The following is an 18,605-nucleotide window of genomic DNA, read 5'->3' on the forward strand; positions in this document are numbered from 1 at the left end:
GGGGCTGAAGGCTTACCGGGTAAATTTAATCTAGATTAGTCCCGAAACGCGTCCGGATAGGTCGTTAGGTCAACGCCCCAAAGCATCGGCAGCAGGAAGTAGACCGCAGCCACAATCAGGAACATCGCAATGATGTTCAGCCAGAAGCCGTTACGCACCATCTCGATGATTTTGATTTTGCCGGTGGCGAAGATGATCGCGTTAGGCGGCGTGCCCACTGGCAGCATAAAGGCGCAGTTAGCCGCCATGGCCGCAGGTACCATCAGCACAAACGGGTGAATATTCAGCGCCAGCGCCAGCGACGCCAGTACCGGCAGAATCATGGTGGCCGTGGCCGTGTTGGAGGTGATTTCGGTTAAGAACAGCACCATGCCGGTCGCCAGCAGAATCACCAGCAGGAAGTTCACGCCTTCCAGCACGCTCATTTGGCCGCCAATCCAGGAAGCTAGGCCCGACGAGCCAAAGCCCGCCGCAATGGCCAAGCCGCCGCCGAACAGCAGCAAGATGCCCCACGGTACGTCTTTGGCCACATCCCACCCCAGCAGGCAGCCGCCTTTGTTGGGGGAAGGAATGAGAAACAGCGCCACAGCAGCGGTGATCGCAATCATGGTGTCGTTAATGCCAGGGATGTTAATGATCTGGCCTTGCCATAAAAACGACCGAGTGATCCAGAAGAACGCGGCGAACAGGAACACACCGAGTACCGCCTTCTCTTCGAAGGTGATCTTACCCAGCGCCTCTTTCTCTTTACGGATCAGCGCTCGACCGCCCGGCAGTTTGGCGAGCTTGATCGGGTAGATGAAGCGCGTCAGCATCACCCAGCCAATCACCAGCAGCGAAACGACCACCGGGAAAGCGAACATCAGCCACCCCGCGAACGAAATCTCGACGCCAAACAGTTCATTGACGATGGCTGCCAGGATAATGTTCGGCGGCGTGCCAATCAGGGTGCCCAAACCACCAATGGTGCCGCCATAGCCCACACCAAAAATCAGCGCTTTGCTGAACTTATCGATCTCTTCACTGTGGTCACCTTCGGTTTTATTCAGCTCTTGGGTGACCTGGTAGACAATCGCGGTGCCAATGGGCAGCATCATCATGACGGCGGCGGTGTTGGATACCCACATGGACAAAAAGCCCGTTGCCGCCATGAAACCGAACACGATGCTGTTTATGCTGGTGCCGAGCACGGAGATGATCGACAGCGCAATACGCTTGTGCAGATCCCACTTCTCCATGGCCAAGGCAATCATGAAGCCGCCCAAGAACAGGAAGATGATCGGGTTACCGTAAGCCGCCGTGACGGCGCTACCCTCCAGCGCACCGGTAATGGGCAGCAGTATAATCGGCAGTAGCGAGGTCACGGGAATGGGAATGGCCTCGGTGATCCACCACACCGCCACCCATAAGGTGGTGGCCAACACCATGCGCCCTTCGAAGCTCAGATCGGCCGGGTGGAAAAACAGCACCACCAGTGCAAACAGCAGCGGGCCCAGCACCAGACCGATCGTCTGAGCCCGGTTGTAGGCAGGGGGTTTTGGTGGTTGGCCGCCGGGGCCGTGACCGTCTTGGGCGTCGTGTGACTCTCCGCGCGATGCAGCGCCACCCGCACTCGAGGTCGGCAACGCACACATCAGGAGGTTTTTGACTTGGTCGTGGGAGTGCCAGAGGTGGTCCCACAGCGTCATCGTGGCAGTTCTGCGCATTATAAATGTACCGCTCGCAGTCAGGGGGAACGAAAGGGCTCAGGAGGTGGCTGGCCCGATGGCATGTCTAACCAACGCCACTGGCGTTTTCGGTGCCCTTTATTCACTGCAATAGGCCATTAGTCCAGTCAATTGGCGACGATTACAACCAAAGTCTAACCACTTTAGTCGCAATGTTTAGTCACTACTAACATTAAACGGAACCACCTTTTACGGAGATATCATCGTGTTAGACCGCTTTACCATGCCGATGACCCAGCGCCCGCTTCGCTATCTGGCGCACGCCTTGCATCATCGACACATCACCCCGGATCAGGTCACGCTGGCAGCTTTTATCATTGGCATCTGCGCCCTGCCGCTGCTGGCGTTCGAACAGTATGGGTTGGCACTGGCCGCCATCGTGCTCAATCGTCTAGGAGATGGGGTAGACGGCGCCTTGGCCCGCCTGAGCGGCCAGCAAAGCGATGCAGGGGGCTTTCTGGACATTGGGCTCGACTTTGTCTTTTACGCGGCGGTGGTGCTCGGTTTTGCACTGGCGGACTCGGCGCAAAATGCCCTCCCCGCCGCGCTACTGCTGTTTGCGTTCATTGGTACCGGCACCTCCTTTTTGGCCTTTGCTATTGCCGCCAAAGCCCGCCAAGTAGAGCGCCCCAATTTTCCTAAGAAAGCCTTTTATTATTTAGAGGGCTTGACCGAAGGCACTGAGACGGTTGCCGCCCTGGTACTGTTCTGCCTGTTTCCGAAGGCGTTTCCGCTGCTGGCCAGCCTGTTCGCCGCTGCCTGTCTAATCACCACGGTCACACGTCTATGGGGCGGCTACTGGACACTGCGCGCATGACCCGACGATGACACCATTGTTAACATTTTGTATAGCTTTTATGAACGCCTTTCCCGAGTCGCTGGTCTATGCTGTGAGTATGAGTCAGCCGTGCCTAAGGGGTCTGGAAGACGACACGGCTGCTCTCTTTGAGGGGGATCACCCACATTACCCGAATTGGGGAGGTCAGATGATCCGTCAACATATTTTCAAAGGCACTCAGCCTGGCAGCCGAGAACATCTTGAGAAATATCTTATGGAACAAAAACATAGTCGTGCAAAAGCAAAACAGTTAGACGTAGTGACCGTCGCGACCGTGTCGTTCTTCGCGGGATGTCTGGTCACTTTACTAGCCACCTTCACGTTCTAGCACCCACCGCTTCGTGCCCACAGACAGCGAAATCCCCACGTGAAACGTGGGGATTTTTTTGTCCTGCTTGATTCATGTGAATTTTTGCAGACAGCCGAAACGGGTGATTGATTCTCACCCACCCCTGTATTACTCTCGAAGAGTACAAGACGCGTATAAATAGCGTTTTGATATTTCTGTTGCTCTTGCCGAGCAGCCGTTGGCATTCACAAGGAGTCGTGGCATGCATACTCATTCTCTAGTCGATATCTCACAAGCGGGCTTGAAACTCGCCATTCAAGAAATCAAGGAAGAGATGTTCGATACCCCGCAGTGTGACTACACCATTGCGAAACTGCTGAGCCACTGTGGCCAGTTCGACGCCGCCGAGCGACACATCGACGACATGCTATTGAAGTGGGGAGCTTCCCCGGACGTCGTAGCCCTGACCGAACGCGCCTATGCCGACATGGCGAGCTTAAACGCGCAGCATGCCGCCCACGCGTCCGTGGCAATGTCTCAGCGCCCATCAGCTTTGACCACTTCTAGCGCCGTTGCTTAAGCGCTCAAGCGACCGTGTAACTCCCTATCGCTATAAACGGCTTGCCTCTTTCCAAGTGGCAAGCCGTTTTTTTGTTCAGTCCAAATGATCCAGCGTCACGACGATGTCCTGGGTGGAGACGTCTACGTTCCAAAAGGTGTAGCTGTCATCATCCTCGTCGACCAAGCGGATATCGAATAAGGGGCTCTTGTAGCCCGTCAGCGTCACGCGCTGGGTATCCCCATCCATCAACACTTCGCTACCCAGCACGTCTTCCTCCCAGCTTTTCGAATCCGCCGGGCTTACGTACATGTAGTAAATGGTGTAGCCAGTGCGATTGGTGATATCGACGTAGTAGTCGGCAGCCATGACGAGCGACGAGCTACACAGCATCAGCAGTGCCGCTAACAACACTTTCATACGCATGGAACGTTCCTTCTTCTTTTTTTGAGATAGGCGGGGGTGGCACCAAGGCCACGCTGCGGTGATGCCCCGCAGCAAGCGAAGTATAGTCGGGCGCTCACGTCCGCGATAGCGAGTGACGATTTTTGACACACCCACCCAAGAGGGGCTCGCAACTGATAGAATGCTGCCCCTTTCAGGCGCGGTTGCGGTTACCGCCGCATCGCTTCCCTCCCTCTACTACCTGAGAGTCGCGCAATGATTGCCACCGCTAATGCCGTTTTTCGGCCCTTGTTACGGCTGGGACTTATCCCTCAAATCGTGATCGGTATTGTCGCTGGGGTTCTGCTGGCCCTATTCGCCCCCGAGATGGCCAGCCATGTTGCGCTACTGGGCCAGCTATTCATTGCCGCGCTGCAGGCCGTGGCCCCTATCCTGGTCTTCGTACTGGTGGCAGCGGCCATTGCGGCCCACCAAACGGGTCAACCGACCCGTATTCGCTCGGTGCTCGTTCTGTACGTCGCGGGAACGCTGATTGCTGCGTTGATTGCCGTGGCCGCAAGCTTTGCGCTCCCCACGGAGCTGGCCTTGGATGCAGGACAAGTCAATGGCAACCCGCCTAGCGATATTCTGACCGTGCTGCGTGATCTGCTGCTCAACGCGGTCGCCAACCCCGTCACGGCCCTGATGGAAGCCAACTTCATCGCCATTCTGGCCTGGGCAATTGGTTTGGGGTTGACGCTGCGCCAGGCCAGCGACACGACTCGCCAAGCGCTGAGCGATTTATCCGCCGCTGTTACGCGCATTGTCACGCTGGTGATTCGCTTAGCGCCGCTGGGTATTTTCGGCTTGGTGGCCGGTACGCTGGCGGAGTCTGGCGTTCAGGCACTGTTGAACTACGCCCAGCTACTGGGGGTAATCGTTGGCTGCATGCTATTTGTGGCGCTGGTGAGTAACCCGCTGCTGGTCTATTTAGCCACCCGCCAAAATCCTTATCCGCTGGTCTTCGCCTGCCTACGGGGCAGCGCCATTACGGCGTTTTTCACTCGAAGCTCGGCGGCCAACATCCCGGTCAACTTGGAACTTTGCCGCCGCTTGGACCTGGATGCCGACACCTATGCGATCTCCATTCCGCTGGGCGCCACCATCAATATGTGCGGCGCGGCGATCACGATTACCGTGATCACTCTGGCCACCACGCATACACTGGGCATTAGCGTCGACTTCCCCACTGCGCTGCTGCTCTGCGTGGTGTCGGCCCTCGCAGCCTGCGGCGTTTCTGGCGTGGCGGGCGGTTCGTTGATGCTGATTCCCATGGCCGCTAGCCTGTTCGGCATTCCCACCGAAGTCGCCATGCAGGCCGTCGCTATTGGCTTCGTGATTAGCGTGATACAAGACTCCACCGAAACAGCGCTCAACTCCTCCACCGACGTGCTGTTTACCGCCGCCGCCTGCCGAGCGCGCAAGCCTACCTAATCACTTCTTACTGCTTCTCGATTGACAGCCCATTGTTCCTTATATAGAACGTTCTATAAAAGGAACAATGGGCAATCACCATGGACGCGCACTCTCTTGTTACGTTAGGCCAACACCTTCAAACGCTTCGCAAAACCCAGGGCTTCTCGCTTTCACAGCTTGCCAGCGCGGCAGGCATCGCGAAATCCAACCTATGTCGCTTAGAACAGGGCAACGGTAACCCGACGCTGGACACCATTTGGCGGCTGGCCGTCCAACTCAACGTTCCGTTTGGCACCCTGGTGGCACCGATCAGCGTACCGCTCGGTGAGGATGGCGTGCAGGTGCAGTTGATCGACCAGGGCAAGGGCGTGCCACAGGTGGATGCCTATTGGATGCGCTGCGCACCCAATACGCTGCGCCACGCCGAGGCCCATACACCGGGCACGCGGGAAACGCTGACGCTCATTAGCGGATGGCTAGAAGTAGGCCCAGAGGGTGCTACTACGACGCTCACCGCTGGCGAAAGCGTCACGTTTCAGGCCGACCAGCCGCACCTGTACCGTACGCACACTGATGAAGCCACCCTGCTACTCACCGTCACCTACGGCCAAGAAGGGACCCCACCATGAGCCAGCCAGCCGATCACACGGTGCACGCCAACCACTCACCGCTGCGCTCTGCCTTACAGGGCGTGCGTGAAGCAATTCCGCTGTTAGGCGGCTATATTCCGGTCGCGCTCTCGTTTGGTTTGGTAGCGACCCAGGCCGGTTTTACCACTTGGGAAGCGGCCGCCATTTCAGCGCTGATTTACGCGGGTGCCTCGCAGTTTCTGTTCGTGGGCATGATTGCCGCTGGTGCGCCGCTCTGGCTGGTGGTGGCCATGACGCTACTCATCAACGTGCGCCACGTGGTGTACGGCCCCAATTTGGCCGCGCTGCTGCCCCGAAGCCGCCACTGGCCTTGGCTGATGCACGGCCTGACCGATCAAGTCTTTGCTCTGGCGCTCACACGGCTCCCCCAGCTACCGGAGGTCAAACGGTTTAGCTGGTTTGTTGGCGCCTCGCTGCTGGCGTGGGGGGTGTGGATTATCGGCACGGCAGTGGGTGCGACCGGCGGCGAAGCGGTCACCGCCCGCTGGCCGCTACTGGGTGAGATTATGCCCTTCGCCCTCCCCGCGCTGTTTCTCACCATGGTGGCACCGCGCTTTACCGACAAGCGCTGGGCCGCCGCCATGCTGTGTACCATTCTTGCCGCACTGGGGTTGAACCTGGCCGGGTGGAGCAATGTGGCCATTCCTCTCGCAGCCGCCTGCGGCGCGCTGTGCTTCTACACGGTCACGTTCCAACCACGGAGGAGCCGCCCATGAGCAGCGCCATGTGGATCGCCGTCATTATCTGCGCACTCGGCACACTGCTGATGCGGGTGGTGCCCTTTTTATGGATGCAGCGGCGGCTGGGCAGCGCAACGGGAATGAACGCCATGCCCCAATGGCTGGTGATTCTGGGCCCCATGATGATTGCCGCCGTGTTGGGCGTCTCGATTGTGCCCGTCAACCCCAGCGCTATCTCTTGGTTGGCCACCGCAATTGGCCTGAGCATTACGCTGATGGTGTGGCGTCGCCTGCGCTCACTGGGCTGGCCGGTGGCCGCCGGGGTGGCGGTGTTTGGGGCGGTGGAGGTAGTGGCTGCCCTCATTTAAAGAGCACGATCATCGCGCGCGTCGATTCAACGGCCCAATCACAATTGATAACTATTTGCATTAATAAGCCTTAACATGGCATCATCACTTTCTGGGTGAGGCGTCATAGCAGCACGTCTGCTTTGCCATATCCCCATGACATCTCAGAAAGTGGGTCTCATGCCGAACGCGACTTCCAACGGCAAAAAAGTGCTGATTAGCGTGCTACTGGGCACCTTTACCGTCAGCCTCAATAACAGCGCTCTTAACCTAGCAGTCGCTGAACTCATGGTGACGTTTAACGCTAGTGCCACCCAAGTCAGTTGGGTGGTGACCATCTTTATGATTGCCATGGCGATGACAATGCCGCTGACGGGCTATTTGGCAGGCAGATGGGGGCGAAAAACGGTTTACCTCTTGGGCCTATGCGGGTTTTTGGCCGGCTCGGGGCTCGGTGCCTTAGCGCAACATCTCAATGGCATTATCGTGGCCCGAGGCGTCCAAGGGATCGCCGCTGGCTTGATGATTCCGCTGTCTCTGTCGTTGATTTTTTCTGCTTACCCCCACGAACAGCGGGGGCGTGCCAGCGGCGTGTGGGGCTTTGCTGTGATGATGGCGCCCGCCATAGGCCCGACGGTGGGAGGCCTACTGTTGGAGATCAGCCACTGGCGAGCCCTATTTTTGATGAATATGCCCTTCGCGATCCTAGGTCTGATATGCGGTTACCGTTATTTATCCGCCGACTCGCGGCCGCCTCAACGTCGGTTTGACCTAGCGGGCTTTTGTCTCATCACGTTGGGTATCGGAGGCGTACTGCTGTCTCTCAATGGCGTGGAAACGCTGTCTGACCTGTTGCGCCCCGCTACCCTCTTGCCGCTTCTCCTGGGCGCCATCGCGTTAACGCTGTTCATACGTGTTGAACGACAGCAGGCCGAGCCGCTGCTTGATCTGTCCCTGTTTAACCATCATCGCTTTCGCTACAGCGTGCTGCTTGCCAGTTTGCAATCGATCATCCTGTTTGGATGCATCTTGTTAATCCCTCTGTGGATGCAAAACACGCTGGGCTTTAGCCCGCTGACGACAGGCCTCGTGTTTCTCGCCACCGCGCTTGCTGCCGCTGCCTGTTCGCCCATCGCAGGCCGTTGGATCGACCGGGCGCCCCCTCAGTGGTGTATCGGTTTAGGCCTGATCGCCACGGTCATCAGCTTGATAGGACTTGGCACGCTGAGCGCGACAACGCCCGTTTGGATCATCGCGGCCTGGATGGGGCTTCGTGGGATGGGACTGGGATTCGCTTACTTACCGGCGACCACGGTGGGCATGAAAGAGCTTCCTGAACAGCAGGTGGCCCAGGCCTCGGCCATGAACAACATGGCGCGTCGACTCGTCTCCTCACTCGGGGTGGTCGCCCTATCGGTCTACTACGACATGAGTGTACGAGCATCCCTAGACCTGGGCACTTCCTACTCCGAGGCCAGTGCCTCTGCCCTGCATGTGGCCTTTTTTGCCTTGGCGGGTATCGCGCTGGCATGTCTCCCTCTGGCGTGGGTACTGGGTCGCGCCGGTGTTCCACCGGACATGGCGATGCCCTCCTCCTCGAACAGCCCGCCGCAAACGTCGCTTCAAGGAAGAGCCAAATGATCCCTTTTCGAACGCACCGAATGACATGGCGACCTTCATGGGGCAAAACGCTGTTGGGCGTTGCCTTCGTCGTGAGCTTGATAGGCGCTACCTGTGCCGCCCAGCCCCATATGCGCCAAACACCCTCCGATGAACGCATCGTAACGCTTTACCAAGGAGCCACAGATAGCGCCGTTGCCTTGGGGATCACCCCCATTGGCGTGGTGGACTCATGGTTGGAAAAACCCATGTATCACTATCTGCGCGACGAATTAAACGACGTGCCGCACGTGGGCCTGGAAACACAGCCAAACTTGGAAAAAATCGCTTGGCTAAGCCCCGATGTCATCGTGGCTACGGATTTTCGTCATCAGAGGATACAACCGTTGTTGACGGCCATCGCCCCCACTGCCACGGCCGATAACGTTTTTGACTTCAAAGAGACGCTGACCCTGGTGGCCAATGCCACAGGTCGAGAGGAAGTAGCCAATGCGTTACTGCGCGATTGGGCAACGCGAGTCGACGACTTTCACCGGCAAATAGCAGACGCACTTGGAGACGCGTGGCCGCAAAAAGTCGCGGTGATCCGCTTCAAAAGTGATCACCTGCGCATCTACTCTGGCGGCTTTGCGGGTTATATTCTCGATGAGCTAGGGTTCGAGCAACCCGATACCTTGAACACGCACGGTTGGGGCATGAAGCTTTCCAGCACGGAGAACATCCCTATGTTGGATGCCGATGTCATTTTCGTTCTGCTGGAGCCAGACCCCGCCATTCTCGATAACTACCAGCACTGGTCGTCCCACCCTTTGTGGCAGCAGCTAGAGGCCGTTAAACATCAGCGGGTATTTGAGGTCGACCCCGTCAACTGGATGATGGGCGGCGGTATACTCGCCGCCAATGCCATGCTCGATGACCTCTATCGCCACTATGGTCTTGAAGGCATCGAGCAACGTGATGCGCTTGCTAGCCGCCAGGAGACGCAGGATGCTAGATAGCCACATCGCTAAAAGCCTCGGTCTGCTGGTTGGGGTGGTGGTGACCTGCAGCGCATTGTTAACCAGCACGCTATCAGGAACGACCGATATTGCGTGGCACGCGCTGTGGTCGGCCTTACATCACTATGATCCCGGCAATGTCGAACACATCATTCTCATCACCGAGCGTCTTCCTCGAGCGATCATCGCAGCGTTAGTGGGTGCTAGCCTCGCCATTGCCGGAGCTCTGATGCAAACCATCACACGCAACCCGCTGGCCTCACCTAGCCTCTTAGGCATCAATGCGGGGGCCATGTTTTTTGTCGTGGTTGCCGTGTCGCTCCTGCCGCTATCAGCGCCTGCCCACTATGTCTGGGCGGCTCTTCTCGGTGCATCGGTGGCCGCGCTCTTGGTCATTCTGCTAAGTAGGGGGCGACACGGAGAGCTATCGCCGCTGCGTGTCGTACTGGCCGGGGTGGCCGTGACGGCCATGTTCGTCGCCTTCAGCCAGGGGCTACTGGTGATCGATCAGCAAAGCTTCGAAAGCGTGCTCTACTGGCTGGCAGGCTCGGTATCCGGGCGAGAACTTGCGCTGGTGGTTCCTTTGTTACCGTTATTTGGCGCGGCGCTACTGCTCTGCACCCTGCTGGTCCGACATGCCAATGCACTCTTGTTAGGCGACGACATGGCGACAGGCCTGGGGTTACAGGCCACCACGATCAAACTGCTGCTCGGACTCGTCGTGATCGTGCTGGCGGGCAGCTCCGTGGCCCTATCGGGGATGATCGGGTTTATAGGGTTAATCGTTCCTCATATGGCGAGGGGGCTGTTTGGTATCGATCACCGTTGGCTTTTGCCCGCCTGTGCGCTACTAGGCGCCAGCCTTCTATTGCTGGCAGATGTGGCATCACGCTTTTTAATTCCTCCCCAGGAGATCCCCGTGGGCGTGATGACCGCTTTACTGGGGACGCCTTTCTTCGTTTATCTGGCGCGACGCAACATGGCTGGCCAATGACATCACATACTTCAAGCTCCTTTATCTCTTCTGAACAGCGCCATGACGATCGGTCGCTGCTCACAGTCGTCGGCTTGGCTATTCTGCTGTTTGCCAGCGCAGGCGTATCGCTGAGCTTGGGTAGCTTTCCTACCTCATTCGCGGACGTTTTAAAGGCGTTAGCAGCGCCGCAGAGTAGCGACATTGCCTTTATCGTTTGGGAGTTGCGTCTACCGAGAATCGTATTGGCTATCTTGGTGGGTGGCGCGTTGGCGATGGCCGGCGCCATTTTGCAGGGTATCGTCCGCAATCCGCTGGCATCTCCTGATGTCATCGGCATGACTAGCGGCGCTGCACTGGCGGCAGTTCTATTTTTGGCGCTATTCAGCAGTACTTTGGGTATTCACTGGCTGCCACTCTTTGCCATGCTGGGTGCCCTGGTATCGGCCTTGCTGGTCTTTGTACTCGCTTGGAAAAGCGGGCTGCACCCGTCGCGTATGGTACTCGTGGGTATTGGTTTGGCCGCGGCCATGGGCGCAGGCACCACGCTATTGATCGTCATTAGCAGCGACGCTGCTGCCATGTCGGCCTACGTCTGGCTCACCGGCAGTCTCTATGCGGCACAGTGGCGGGACGTCAATGGCTTACTGCCGTGGCTGTTGGTGACTACGCCGGTATGCTTGGCCTTCGCTCGCCATGCAGATGCCATGACGCTGGGGGATCAGGTGGCGGAAGGTCTAGGCGTCGCGGTGATGCGTAGCCGAGTCATCCTACTGGCCTGTGCCGTGGTTTTGGCAGGCGCTGCGGTGGCCTATGCAGGGGCCATCAGTTTCGTGGGCTTAATGGCACCTCATATCGCGGCGAAATGTGTGGGACGCCATATGGCACGTCTCATTCCTACATCGGCGCTGGTCGGGGCGCTGATCGTCCTGTATGCCGATTTGCTGGGCCGGGTCGCTTTTCTTCCCAAAGATCTGCCCGCAGGTATTTTCGTCGCTGGCATCGGCGCGCCCTTCTTTGTTTACCTCTTGCATCGGGCGCGCCGACATTAAGCCTTAGAAATCCAGCTGATACCCCACCGTGAATGTGCGTCCACGGCCAGTGAAGTAGTACTCATCGCTGATGCGAGCGGCTTGAGAGTAATAAGTGAGGTAGTCTTCGTCGGTCAGGTTCTCGATACCCAGGGATAGCTGCCCTGCGGGAAGCTGGTAAGCCAGCGAGGCATCCACCAACCCGTAGCCATCGAAGTCGAGCGCCGGGTTATCGACGCTGCGGTCGAAGTAATAGCTACCCTGTAGGCGCGTCGAGAGACGGTCGTTCCATACGGCGCTCCAGCCCAACTTGAGTGTATCGGGCGCGATGTTGATCCCGGTGAGCTTGGTATCCACGCTGCCATCGCCGTCTTGGTCCGACTTGCCTTCGGTATGGGCATAGGAGAGCGACAGATCATGCTGGTCATTGACCTGCATGTTGCCGGTCACTTCCACCCCTTGGATTTCGGTTTTCTCACGGCTGCCCACCCACGTACCGTTCTGTTCGGCCAAGCGCTGGCCAAAGTCAGAGTTCGATTCGTAGTAGCTGACTTCCAGGCCGTAACGCTCCCAGTCGAAACGCGCGCCAATTTCTTGGTTATCGGTGACGATGGGCTGCAATTGAAGCAGCGTATCCACATCCTGGCCCGGTTCGCTGATGCCCCGCAGCACGCGACCAACGTCCGGCATGCCAAAACCTTCCGAGTAGCTGGCATACAGCTGTGCCCACTCCGTGGCCTGGTACGTCAAACCCACGTTATAAAGCGTTTCATCGAAACTGGGATTGCCGCCCCCTACCGCGACGTTGTCTTGAGTGACGTTGCTACGGTCAATCGTCTCGTAGGCATCCACCTCAAGATCGGCGTGCTCATGGCGAACGCCGGCATGCAGCGTGAGCGGGTCGGCGATCTTGAACTGACCCTGCAAGAACGGCGCAATGTTGCTGTAGCGGCTTTCCGGCACGTAGGTACGCCCGGTCTCTACCAGCATTTGGCGGGTTTCATCCTCGAGGATGTCTAACCCCACCGTCACGCCGAGCCGGTCATCCAGCATGCCCTGGCGGTTCAGGGTGAACTTGGCGCCCTGCTTATCCGATTCGTTACGGGTTTGGTCGAACTGGGTATTGCCGTTGCCATCCAGGTAAGGGAAGAACGGCGTGGTGGCAAAGCGCGCTCGGAAGCGCTGGCGATACACCTGGGCATCGACCGCGTTGCCGTACCAATCCGCGTGGGAGTACGCCAAGCGGGCGGTGGTGACTTCATTGAAGCCTGGCGCGCCGTCGGGTGTGCCCCGCTCGGCGCTGGTCGGGATGCCCGCATCGCGGTCGCCCACCACGGGCACGTAATCGTCGCCCTCTTCCAAATCAAAATGATTGAGCGACAGCTCGATATTCTGATTATCGTCGATCCAGTAGCCCAGCTTGCCGAACAGGTCGTAACTTTCCGAGTTTTGCAGCTCGCCGGGGTAGGCAATGCCCACGCGACGGTCGCCGCCATCGTAAAACACGCCCCTCTCTTGGCGGGTGGCCGCGGCCACGAAATCCCAGTCGCCCTGCTGGCCGCTAATGCGATAGTTGAGCTTGTTGCCCAAGCCTTCCGAGTGAAGGTCGTCGTCAATGGTGACGCTAATGCCCGCGCTTTGGCTAATACCGCCCCCTTCGGCCCGACGGGTGACGAAGTTGATCAAACCGCCGGTGGCTCCCAAACCATGCTCGGCGCTGGCCCCGTGAATCACTTCAATCCGCTCGACCATGGAGAGGTCGATGGTGTAACTGTCACGAGAGCTATCGCGCAGCGGATTGGACTGAGGCACGCCATCGATCAGGAACAGCGCATCGCGCCCGCGCAGCGTCTCCCCGGCGTTGGACAGCTTCTGACGGCTAGGTGAAAAGGAGGGAATCAAGTTGCTCAAGACCTGGCCAGGGTCGTCGGTGATGGCGAGCTGCTGTTCGATCTGCTCACGCGTGATCACTGTCACCCGCTGCGGGGTTTGGCCTTCTTCGCTGCGGCTACGCGTCGCCGTCACGACCATGGTGGGTGATGACTCGTTGAGCGCCTGCCCCACGTCAGTTGCCTCTTGCTGGGCATTGGCCTGAGTGGCTGCCACTAATCCTGCCAAGGTGACCGTTGGCCAGAAAGCGGCGTGTTTCATCGTTTGCATGTCTGCTCCCTTGCGTTGTGTGTAACGTCGTACGAATGAACCCTTGGTGAATTATCACTTTAGCGGCCGCTGAAATGCTAACGCGGATCTAAATGATAATGATTATATTATGCACAAAGAAACAGGCAGGTCTACCGTTGCGAACGCACCGTTCGAACGTCCGCAATGACACAGAACAGGCAGCCACAAGAACAACATTGAAAATGAGAATATTTTGCCTTAGGGTGCTGACTGCCCTAATTTCGTGACTGAGCTTGCCTGAGCCTACCTTATGCCCGCCTATTCCCACCCTGCATCACGACTCACCGCTGACGGCCTGCACGCTGGCTACGACACCAAGCGCATTCTGCAAGGGGTAGATATGGCTGTAGCGGAAGGCCAACTCACCGTGCTGCTAGGGCCCAATGGCAGCGGCAAATCGACTCTGCTGAAAACGCTGGCGCGCACGCTGACGCCCAGCGGCGGGCATGTCTATCTCGATGGCAAGGACATTCATCGCAGCAACACCCGGGAGGTCGCCCAGCGGCTAGGCATTTTGCCGCAAGGCCCCATCGCCCCCGAGGGGTTGAGCGTAAAACAGCTGGTGGGGATGGGACGCTTTCCCCACCAAGGGTTTTGGAAAAAAGATCCGCAGCAGGATGCCAACGCCATCGCCGAAGCCATGGCCTATATGCACGTGACCGAGTTTGCCGACCGGGATGTGGAAGCGCTCTCCGGTGGCCAGCGCCAGCGCTGCTGGATCGCGATGGTGCTCGCCCAGCAGACCGATTTAATTTTGCTGGATGAACCCACCACCTTTTTAGATTTGAAGGTGCAGGTAGACCTGCTGGCACTGCTTTCTCGGCTGGCCCACGACCATGGCCGCACACTGCTGCTGGTACTGCACGACTTGAACCTCGCCGCCGCCTACGCCGACCATCTAGTGATGATGCGCGACGGACAAATCGTCACCAGCGGCGCGCCAAACGACGTGTTCACCGCGGCCAACCTAAAGCGCGTCTTCGACCTAGATGCGCATATTCTGCGCGACCCCGCTAGCGGCAGCCCAGTGTGCGTGCCCTTCACCTCGGCGACGTTACAGGCAGCTCTATGAACCATACCTTCTGCGCGGATTTAAGCCGTGAACAGCACGATCCGCTGGCCGGTAGCGCCGCCCATGCCGAGCGTAACTTACTGCTCAGCTGGCCGCGCGCGAAGTGGCAGCGCAAACTGCGCCACGCCAGCGATATGAGCGATTCATTAAAGCAAACGCTGGATACACTGGCCGACGATGGCCTGCGCATCAACCTGATCCAACAGCCGGGCATGGAAAAGTACCAACATCAGATCTTTCTGATGCCGGAGCGGCGTTGTTTTCGGGTAGCACGATGGGAGTTAGAGACGTTTTTCAGTGCGTTTCAAAGCGGTACCAGCCTTAGCCAGTGGGAGCAGCCGCCGCTGCTAGAGGACCTCGTGCTCTGCTGCACCCACGGCACTAAAGACAAATGCTGCGCCAAGTACGGTTATAAAACGTTCAAAGCGCTAGCCAGCACGGTGGCAGAGCACCCGCTGCCGTTCGAAGTGTGGGAGAGCAGCCACCTCGGCGGCTGCCGACTCGCTGCCAGCGTGATCATATTGCCCAATGTGCGCAAATATGGGCGTATCACGCCAGAACAGGCCCTGCCTTTCTTACAGGCGGAAGCCCACCAACAGCGCTTTCTGCCCGGCTATCGCGGCGGCTCGCAATCAACCCCCGCACAACAAAGCGCTGAAATCGCTGCGTTAACACACCTCAGCACAGATACCGCACAGCCAACGTTGGCTCTGATCAGCGATCACGGCAACGACCAAACACGAGAGATACGCTTTCAGTGGCGGCTCGACCAGCGGCAAGGTGAACTGACCGTGCACTGCCAAGCCACCACGCTATGGCGGGTAGACACCTGTGCCGACCTTGAGCAAGGCCCCACCGAAAGCATCGTATGGCACGCGACGGTGAATGGGTAGTACATAGACGAACAACAACGACGAACAACAACGCCCGGCTTAAAGCCGGGCGTTGTGGGTTAAGATTGAGTGCCAATGATCAATTACCAGCGGTACTTCACGCTGCCGATCACACTGCGAGAAGCACCGTAATAGCAGTAGAAATCGCAGCCGCTCACGTACTCTTCATCAGTGATGTTGTTCACGTTCACCTGCGCGGTCCAGCTGTCGTTAATATCGTAGCTGGCCATGGCATCGTAGAGCGTCGTGGAAGGCACATCGCGGTTAATACCGCTGCCAGGGCTCGGAGACGTTTCACCGATATAGCGCACGCCTGCCCCAACGGAAAGCCCAGGCAAGCTGCTGCTCATATCGTAATCCAACCACGCTGACGCCATATGGAAAGGCACCAACGGCACGCGCTCATCCTGCTGGGAATCGCTGATATCGTAGCGCGCATCGGTATAGGTGTACGCGGCGGTGAGCTGTAGATCATCGGTGAGGTAACCCACACCTTCAATCTCCACACCCTGCGAACGACGCTCGCCAGCCTGCTCTTGCACCGGCGCACCGGTGGAAATCAGCGTGTTGTCCTCTTCCACGTCAAACACGGCAACGGTCACATAGCCATCCACATCAAACGGGGCAATTTTCACACCGGCTTCTAGCTGGCTACCTTCCAGCGGCTCATAGCTAGCACCATCCGGCCCGATACCCGCGACAGGTGTAAACGACTCGCTGTAGCTAAGGTAAGGTGAAATGCCGTTATCGCCCAGGTACATGGCCCCGGCTGTAAGTGATAGCTGCTCGTCATCGTAGCCCTGGCTGCTTCTACCGGTGACATCACTGAAGTCGTCGCTGCTATCCACGCTGTCGTAGCGTGCACCCGCGAGGAACACCCACTTATCTGCCACGCGCAGCTGGTCCTGCACGTAAATACCGAACTGGCGGCGGTCCACATCATGCTGGGTGGGGTCGCCGGTATCCGGCGCGGTAAAGGCGGCGTAATCCGGGTTATAGAGGTCTACGGTATCCACGTTGGCGAAGAACGTAGAGCCATCGCCCAAGGTACGGAAGCTATCGCGGTTGGTGTAGTTCAGGTTCAACTCTTGATAGCCCGCGCCCACCAGCAAGGTGTTTTCCGTGTTGTCGGTGTAGGTGCGTGCAATCAAGCGGTTATCGATATTGAACGCATCGTACTCGCCGTCGCGATCAATCACGCCACGGGAAATACTGCGCGGCGGGGTAACAAACGAGTTGGGATAAACATTACGCAGCTCAAGATCTAAATGCGTATAGCGAGCGTTCTGCTGGAACTCCCACGTATCGTTGATCTGGTGCTCAAGCTCGTAACCAATGCCTACTTGGCGCTGATCCAGACGGTCGTAATCCGGCTGGCCCAGGTTGGTCTCGGGGTCGATTTGGCCAAACGGAGAGTCGTTCAGCGTACCCAGTGCCGGGAAGAAACCGGTAGTGGGCACACCCTCATCTTTCTGCACGCTGGCTAGGAAAGTGACTGTGGTATCGTCGCTGACATCCATTTCCAGGCTAGGCGCAAAGTAGTAGCGCTCTTTCTCGCTGCCGTTAAGCTCCCCTTCTCCATCGCGATAAAGCCCGACCATGCGGTAACGCATATCGTCGCGCTCGGCCACCGGGCCAGAGACATCAATACCCACCTGACGATGCTGCTGGTTGCCCGCCTCAATTTCCAACGTGCCCTGTGGCTTGCTGGTCGGGCGCTTGCTGATGGCGTTAATCACACCGCCGGGAGGCGCTTCACCGTACAAAATAGAAGCCGGGCCTTTCAGTAAATCCACCCGCTCAACGCCAAACGTTTCATTCATCCACCAGAAGTAGCCGCCAGTGCGGAATAAACGCAGGCCATCTTGGTAGGTCGCGCTTTCCGCGCTGAAGCCACGTAAAAAGAACCAATCCGTGTTGTTGTCATCGCCGTAGGGCTGGGAAACAACGCCAGAACGATACTGGAACGTTTCGTCGTACTTATTAACGCCACGGGTTTCCAGCTCTTCCGCGCTCACGGTAGAGATCGCGCGAGGCGTTTCTACCTCGGGGGTGTCTACCTTCAACGCGGTCGCGGTGACCACGGTGGTACCGGTGTTAATGGTTTCTTCTTGGGCCAGCGCGGCCAGCGGCGCAACGCTCAGCATTCCACCGAGCGACACCACCAGTGAACGACGAACGGCAGCAGGCAACGGCGCGACGGAAAACGGGAGAGTTTTACGGAGCATGAGGAAGTCTCAACGGATAGGAAGAGGAGTATCGTTATAGTAAGGCGAATGATACGAATTTTTATTCACAACCACAATCACTCGGGCAGGACAAGGGATTAAGGTGGAACGGGGTGTTCGGGGTGTTCGGGGTGTTCGGGGTGTTCGGGGTGTTCGGGGTGTTCGGGGTGTTCGGGGTGTTCGAGGGGAACATCGGTGGAAAAGCCTACAGAGAGACATGAGGCTTTGAAAATAGAGAATATGGCAAAGGAGCCGTTTACTGACGTTGGTCAGCGGCTTGAAGATAAGGCGATCTAGGGGGAGAGGCTAAGAAATGGTGGGCCCAGTAGGACTTGAACCTACGACCAAGGGATTATGAGTGCAACCAAACAAACTTTGGGATCGCGCCTGCAATGCGGAAACAAAGATTTTTCAATGAGTTAAGCTTTCCATGGTTTACATTACTCACATGGTTTTCACCCTGTTAGCCGCCAAATGACAACCGCATGGCAACCACATCACCGCAAGGCACAGCAAAATGCAGAGTCAATAATTGACAACCAATAATGTACTATGTACACCAAAATACGCACTGGCTGAAGGAAGTGCTCTAACGTGAGCCGTACGATTGAATTTATCGAAACCCCGGCGGTTCACCCGCCAGATTGGGCCATGCCACT

At 57.7% G+C, this 18,605-nt stretch carries 16 protein-coding genes; 12 read left to right on the forward strand and 4 right to left on the reverse strand.

The features are described from left to right. Window positions 1-35: 35 nt before the first annotated feature. A complete protein-coding gene (locus CTT34_RS13665; protein ID WP_159343802.1) occupies window positions 36-1,688 on the reverse strand; it encodes a DASS family sodium-coupled anion symporter in 1,653 nt (550 codons plus the stop codon). A 244-nt stretch (window positions 1,689-1,932) separates the two neighbouring features. Here CTT34_RS13665 and CTT34_RS13670 point away from each other — a divergent pair, with 244 nt between their 5' ends. Beyond that, window positions 1,933-2,544, forward strand: a complete 612-nt coding sequence (locus CTT34_RS13670) for a CDP-alcohol phosphatidyltransferase family protein (RefSeq protein WP_159342917.1) — start codon at window positions 1,933-1,935, stop codon at window positions 2,542-2,544. Window positions 2,545-3,116: 572 nt separating this feature from the next. Then, a complete protein-coding gene (locus tag CTT34_RS13675; protein ID WP_159342918.1) occupies window positions 3,117-3,434 on the forward strand; it encodes a hypothetical protein in 318 nt (105 codons plus the stop codon). A gap of 75 nt (window positions 3,435-3,509) precedes the next feature. Here the strand turns inward: CTT34_RS13675 and CTT34_RS13680 are convergent, their stop codons facing one another. Beyond that, a complete protein-coding gene (locus CTT34_RS13680) occupies window positions 3,510-3,839 on the reverse strand; it encodes a hypothetical protein (RefSeq protein ID WP_159342919.1) in 330 nt (109 codons plus the stop codon). A 234-nt stretch (window positions 3,840-4,073) separates the two neighbouring features. Here CTT34_RS13680 and sstT point away from each other — a divergent pair, with 234 nt between their 5' ends. The 8 genes from sstT (at window position 4,074) to CTT34_RS13720 (ending at window position 11,593) form a co-directional block, all read left to right on the forward strand. Then, complete coding sequence (gene sstT / locus CTT34_RS13685) at window positions 4,074-5,291, forward strand: serine/threonine transporter SstT (RefSeq protein WP_159342920.1); 1,218 nt, start codon at window positions 4,074-4,076, stop codon at window positions 5,289-5,291. Window positions 5,292-5,371: 80 nt separating this feature from the next. Continuing rightward, window positions 5,372-5,902 carry a helix-turn-helix domain-containing protein gene (locus CTT34_RS13690; RefSeq protein ID WP_159342921.1) on the forward strand — a complete coding sequence of 177 codons (531 nt, stop codon included), beginning with the start codon at window positions 5,372-5,374 and terminating at the stop codon, window positions 5,900-5,902. Continuing rightward, the gene (locus CTT34_RS13695; protein ID WP_062362169.1) at window positions 5,899-6,639 is read left to right on the forward strand and encodes an AzlC family ABC transporter permease; all 741 of its coding nucleotides are present in this window, start codon (window positions 5,899-5,901) and stop codon (window positions 6,637-6,639) included. The genes CTT34_RS13690 and CTT34_RS13695 overlap by 4 nt, the downstream gene beginning before the upstream one ends. Beyond that, a complete protein-coding gene (locus CTT34_RS13700; protein ID WP_159342922.1) occupies window positions 6,636-6,971 on the forward strand; it encodes an AzlD domain-containing protein in 336 nt (111 codons plus the stop codon). Before CTT34_RS13695 ends, CTT34_RS13700 begins: the two co-directional genes overlap by 4 nt. A gap of 159 nt (window positions 6,972-7,130) precedes the next feature. Then, window positions 7,131-8,591, forward strand: coding sequence for a DHA2 family efflux MFS transporter permease subunit (locus CTT34_RS13705; RefSeq protein ID WP_159342923.1), 1,461 nt, complete (start codon window positions 7,131-7,133; stop codon window positions 8,589-8,591). Continuing rightward, window positions 8,588-9,568 carry an ABC transporter substrate-binding protein gene (locus CTT34_RS13710; RefSeq protein WP_254436387.1) on the forward strand — a complete coding sequence of 327 codons (981 nt, stop codon included), beginning with the start codon at window positions 8,588-8,590 and terminating at the stop codon, window positions 9,566-9,568. Before CTT34_RS13705 ends, CTT34_RS13710 begins: the two co-directional genes overlap by 4 nt. Then, window positions 9,558-10,562 carry a FecCD family ABC transporter permease gene (locus CTT34_RS13715; protein WP_159342924.1) on the forward strand — a complete coding sequence of 335 codons (1,005 nt, stop codon included), beginning with the start codon at window positions 9,558-9,560 and terminating at the stop codon, window positions 10,560-10,562. The genes CTT34_RS13710 and CTT34_RS13715 overlap by 11 nt, the downstream gene beginning before the upstream one ends. Next, window positions 10,559-11,593 (forward strand): FecCD family ABC transporter permease, encoded by a 1,035-nt coding sequence (locus tag CTT34_RS13720; protein WP_159342925.1) that lies wholly within the window; start codon window positions 10,559-10,561, stop codon window positions 11,591-11,593. Before CTT34_RS13715 ends, CTT34_RS13720 begins: the two co-directional genes overlap by 4 nt. Window positions 11,594-11,596: 3 nt before the next feature. Here the strand turns inward: CTT34_RS13720 and CTT34_RS13725 are convergent, their stop codons facing one another. Continuing rightward, the gene (locus CTT34_RS13725) at window positions 11,597-13,732 is read right to left on the reverse strand and encodes a TonB-dependent receptor (protein WP_159342926.1); all 2,136 of its coding nucleotides are present in this window, start codon (window positions 13,730-13,732) and stop codon (window positions 11,597-11,599) included. A 271-nt stretch (window positions 13,733-14,003) separates the two neighbouring features. Between CTT34_RS13725 and CTT34_RS13730 the strand changes: the two genes are divergently transcribed. After that, entirely contained in the window at window positions 14,004-14,825 is an 822-nt protein-coding gene (locus tag CTT34_RS13730; protein ID WP_139526559.1) for an ABC transporter ATP-binding protein, read from the forward strand. Continuing rightward, complete coding sequence (locus CTT34_RS13735) at window positions 14,822-15,718, forward strand: sucrase ferredoxin (RefSeq protein ID WP_159342927.1); 897 nt, start codon at window positions 14,822-14,824, stop codon at window positions 15,716-15,718. Before CTT34_RS13730 ends, CTT34_RS13735 begins: the two co-directional genes overlap by 4 nt. A gap of 83 nt (window positions 15,719-15,801) precedes the next feature. Here CTT34_RS13735 and CTT34_RS13740 read toward each other — a convergent pair whose 3' ends face one another. Beyond that, window positions 15,802-17,946 (reverse strand): TonB-dependent siderophore receptor, encoded by a 2,145-nt coding sequence (locus CTT34_RS13740; RefSeq protein ID WP_254436388.1) that lies wholly within the window; start codon window positions 17,944-17,946, stop codon window positions 15,802-15,804. Window positions 17,947-18,605 lie beyond the last annotated feature (659 nt).

It is taken from the genome of Halomonas meridiana, assembly GCF_009846525.1.
Lineage (GTDB): Bacteria > Pseudomonadota > Gammaproteobacteria > Pseudomonadales > Halomonadaceae > Vreelandella.

Excerpts from the sequence above, each read along its gene's own strand:
- CTT34_RS13665 (WP_159343802.1), bottom strand. The coding sequence starts at position 1,688 with ATGACGCTGTGGGACCACCTCTGGCACTCCCACGACCAAGTCAAAAAC.
- CTT34_RS13675 (WP_159342918.1), top strand. The coding sequence starts at position 3,117 with ATGCATACTCATTCTCTAGTCGATATCTCACAAGCGGGCTTGAAACTC.
- CTT34_RS13680 (WP_159342919.1), bottom strand. The coding sequence starts at position 3,839 with ATGCGTATGAAAGTGTTGTTAGCGGCACTGCTGATGCTGTGTAGCTCG.
- sstT (WP_159342920.1), top strand. The coding sequence starts at position 4,074 with ATGATTGCCACCGCTAATGCCGTTTTTCGGCCCTTGTTACGGCTGGGA.
- CTT34_RS13690 (WP_159342921.1), top strand. The coding sequence starts at position 5,372 with ATGGACGCGCACTCTCTTGTTACGTTAGGCCAACACCTTCAAACGCTT.
- CTT34_RS13695 (WP_062362169.1), top strand. The coding sequence starts at position 5,899 with ATGAGCCAGCCAGCCGATCACACGGTGCACGCCAACCACTCACCGCTG.
- CTT34_RS13700 (WP_159342922.1), top strand. The coding sequence starts at position 6,636 with ATGAGCAGCGCCATGTGGATCGCCGTCATTATCTGCGCACTCGGCACA.
- CTT34_RS13705 (WP_159342923.1), top strand. The coding sequence starts at position 7,131 with ATGCCGAACGCGACTTCCAACGGCAAAAAAGTGCTGATTAGCGTGCTA.
- CTT34_RS13710 (WP_254436387.1), top strand. The coding sequence starts at position 8,588 with ATGATCCCTTTTCGAACGCACCGAATGACATGGCGACCTTCATGGGGC.
- CTT34_RS13715 (WP_159342924.1), top strand. The coding sequence starts at position 9,558 with ATGCTAGATAGCCACATCGCTAAAAGCCTCGGTCTGCTGGTTGGGGTG.
- CTT34_RS13720 (WP_159342925.1), top strand. The coding sequence starts at position 10,559 with ATGACATCACATACTTCAAGCTCCTTTATCTCTTCTGAACAGCGCCAT.
- CTT34_RS13725 (WP_159342926.1), bottom strand. The coding sequence starts at position 13,732 with ATGCAAACGATGAAACACGCCGCTTTCTGGCCAACGGTCACCTTGGCA.
- CTT34_RS13730 (WP_139526559.1), top strand. The coding sequence starts at position 14,004 with ATGCCCGCCTATTCCCACCCTGCATCACGACTCACCGCTGACGGCCTG.
- CTT34_RS13735 (WP_159342927.1), top strand. The coding sequence starts at position 14,822 with ATGAACCATACCTTCTGCGCGGATTTAAGCCGTGAACAGCACGATCCG.
- CTT34_RS13740 (WP_254436388.1), bottom strand. The coding sequence starts at position 17,946 with ATGCTCCGTAAAACTCTCCCGTTTTCCGTCGCGCCGTTGCCTGCTGCC.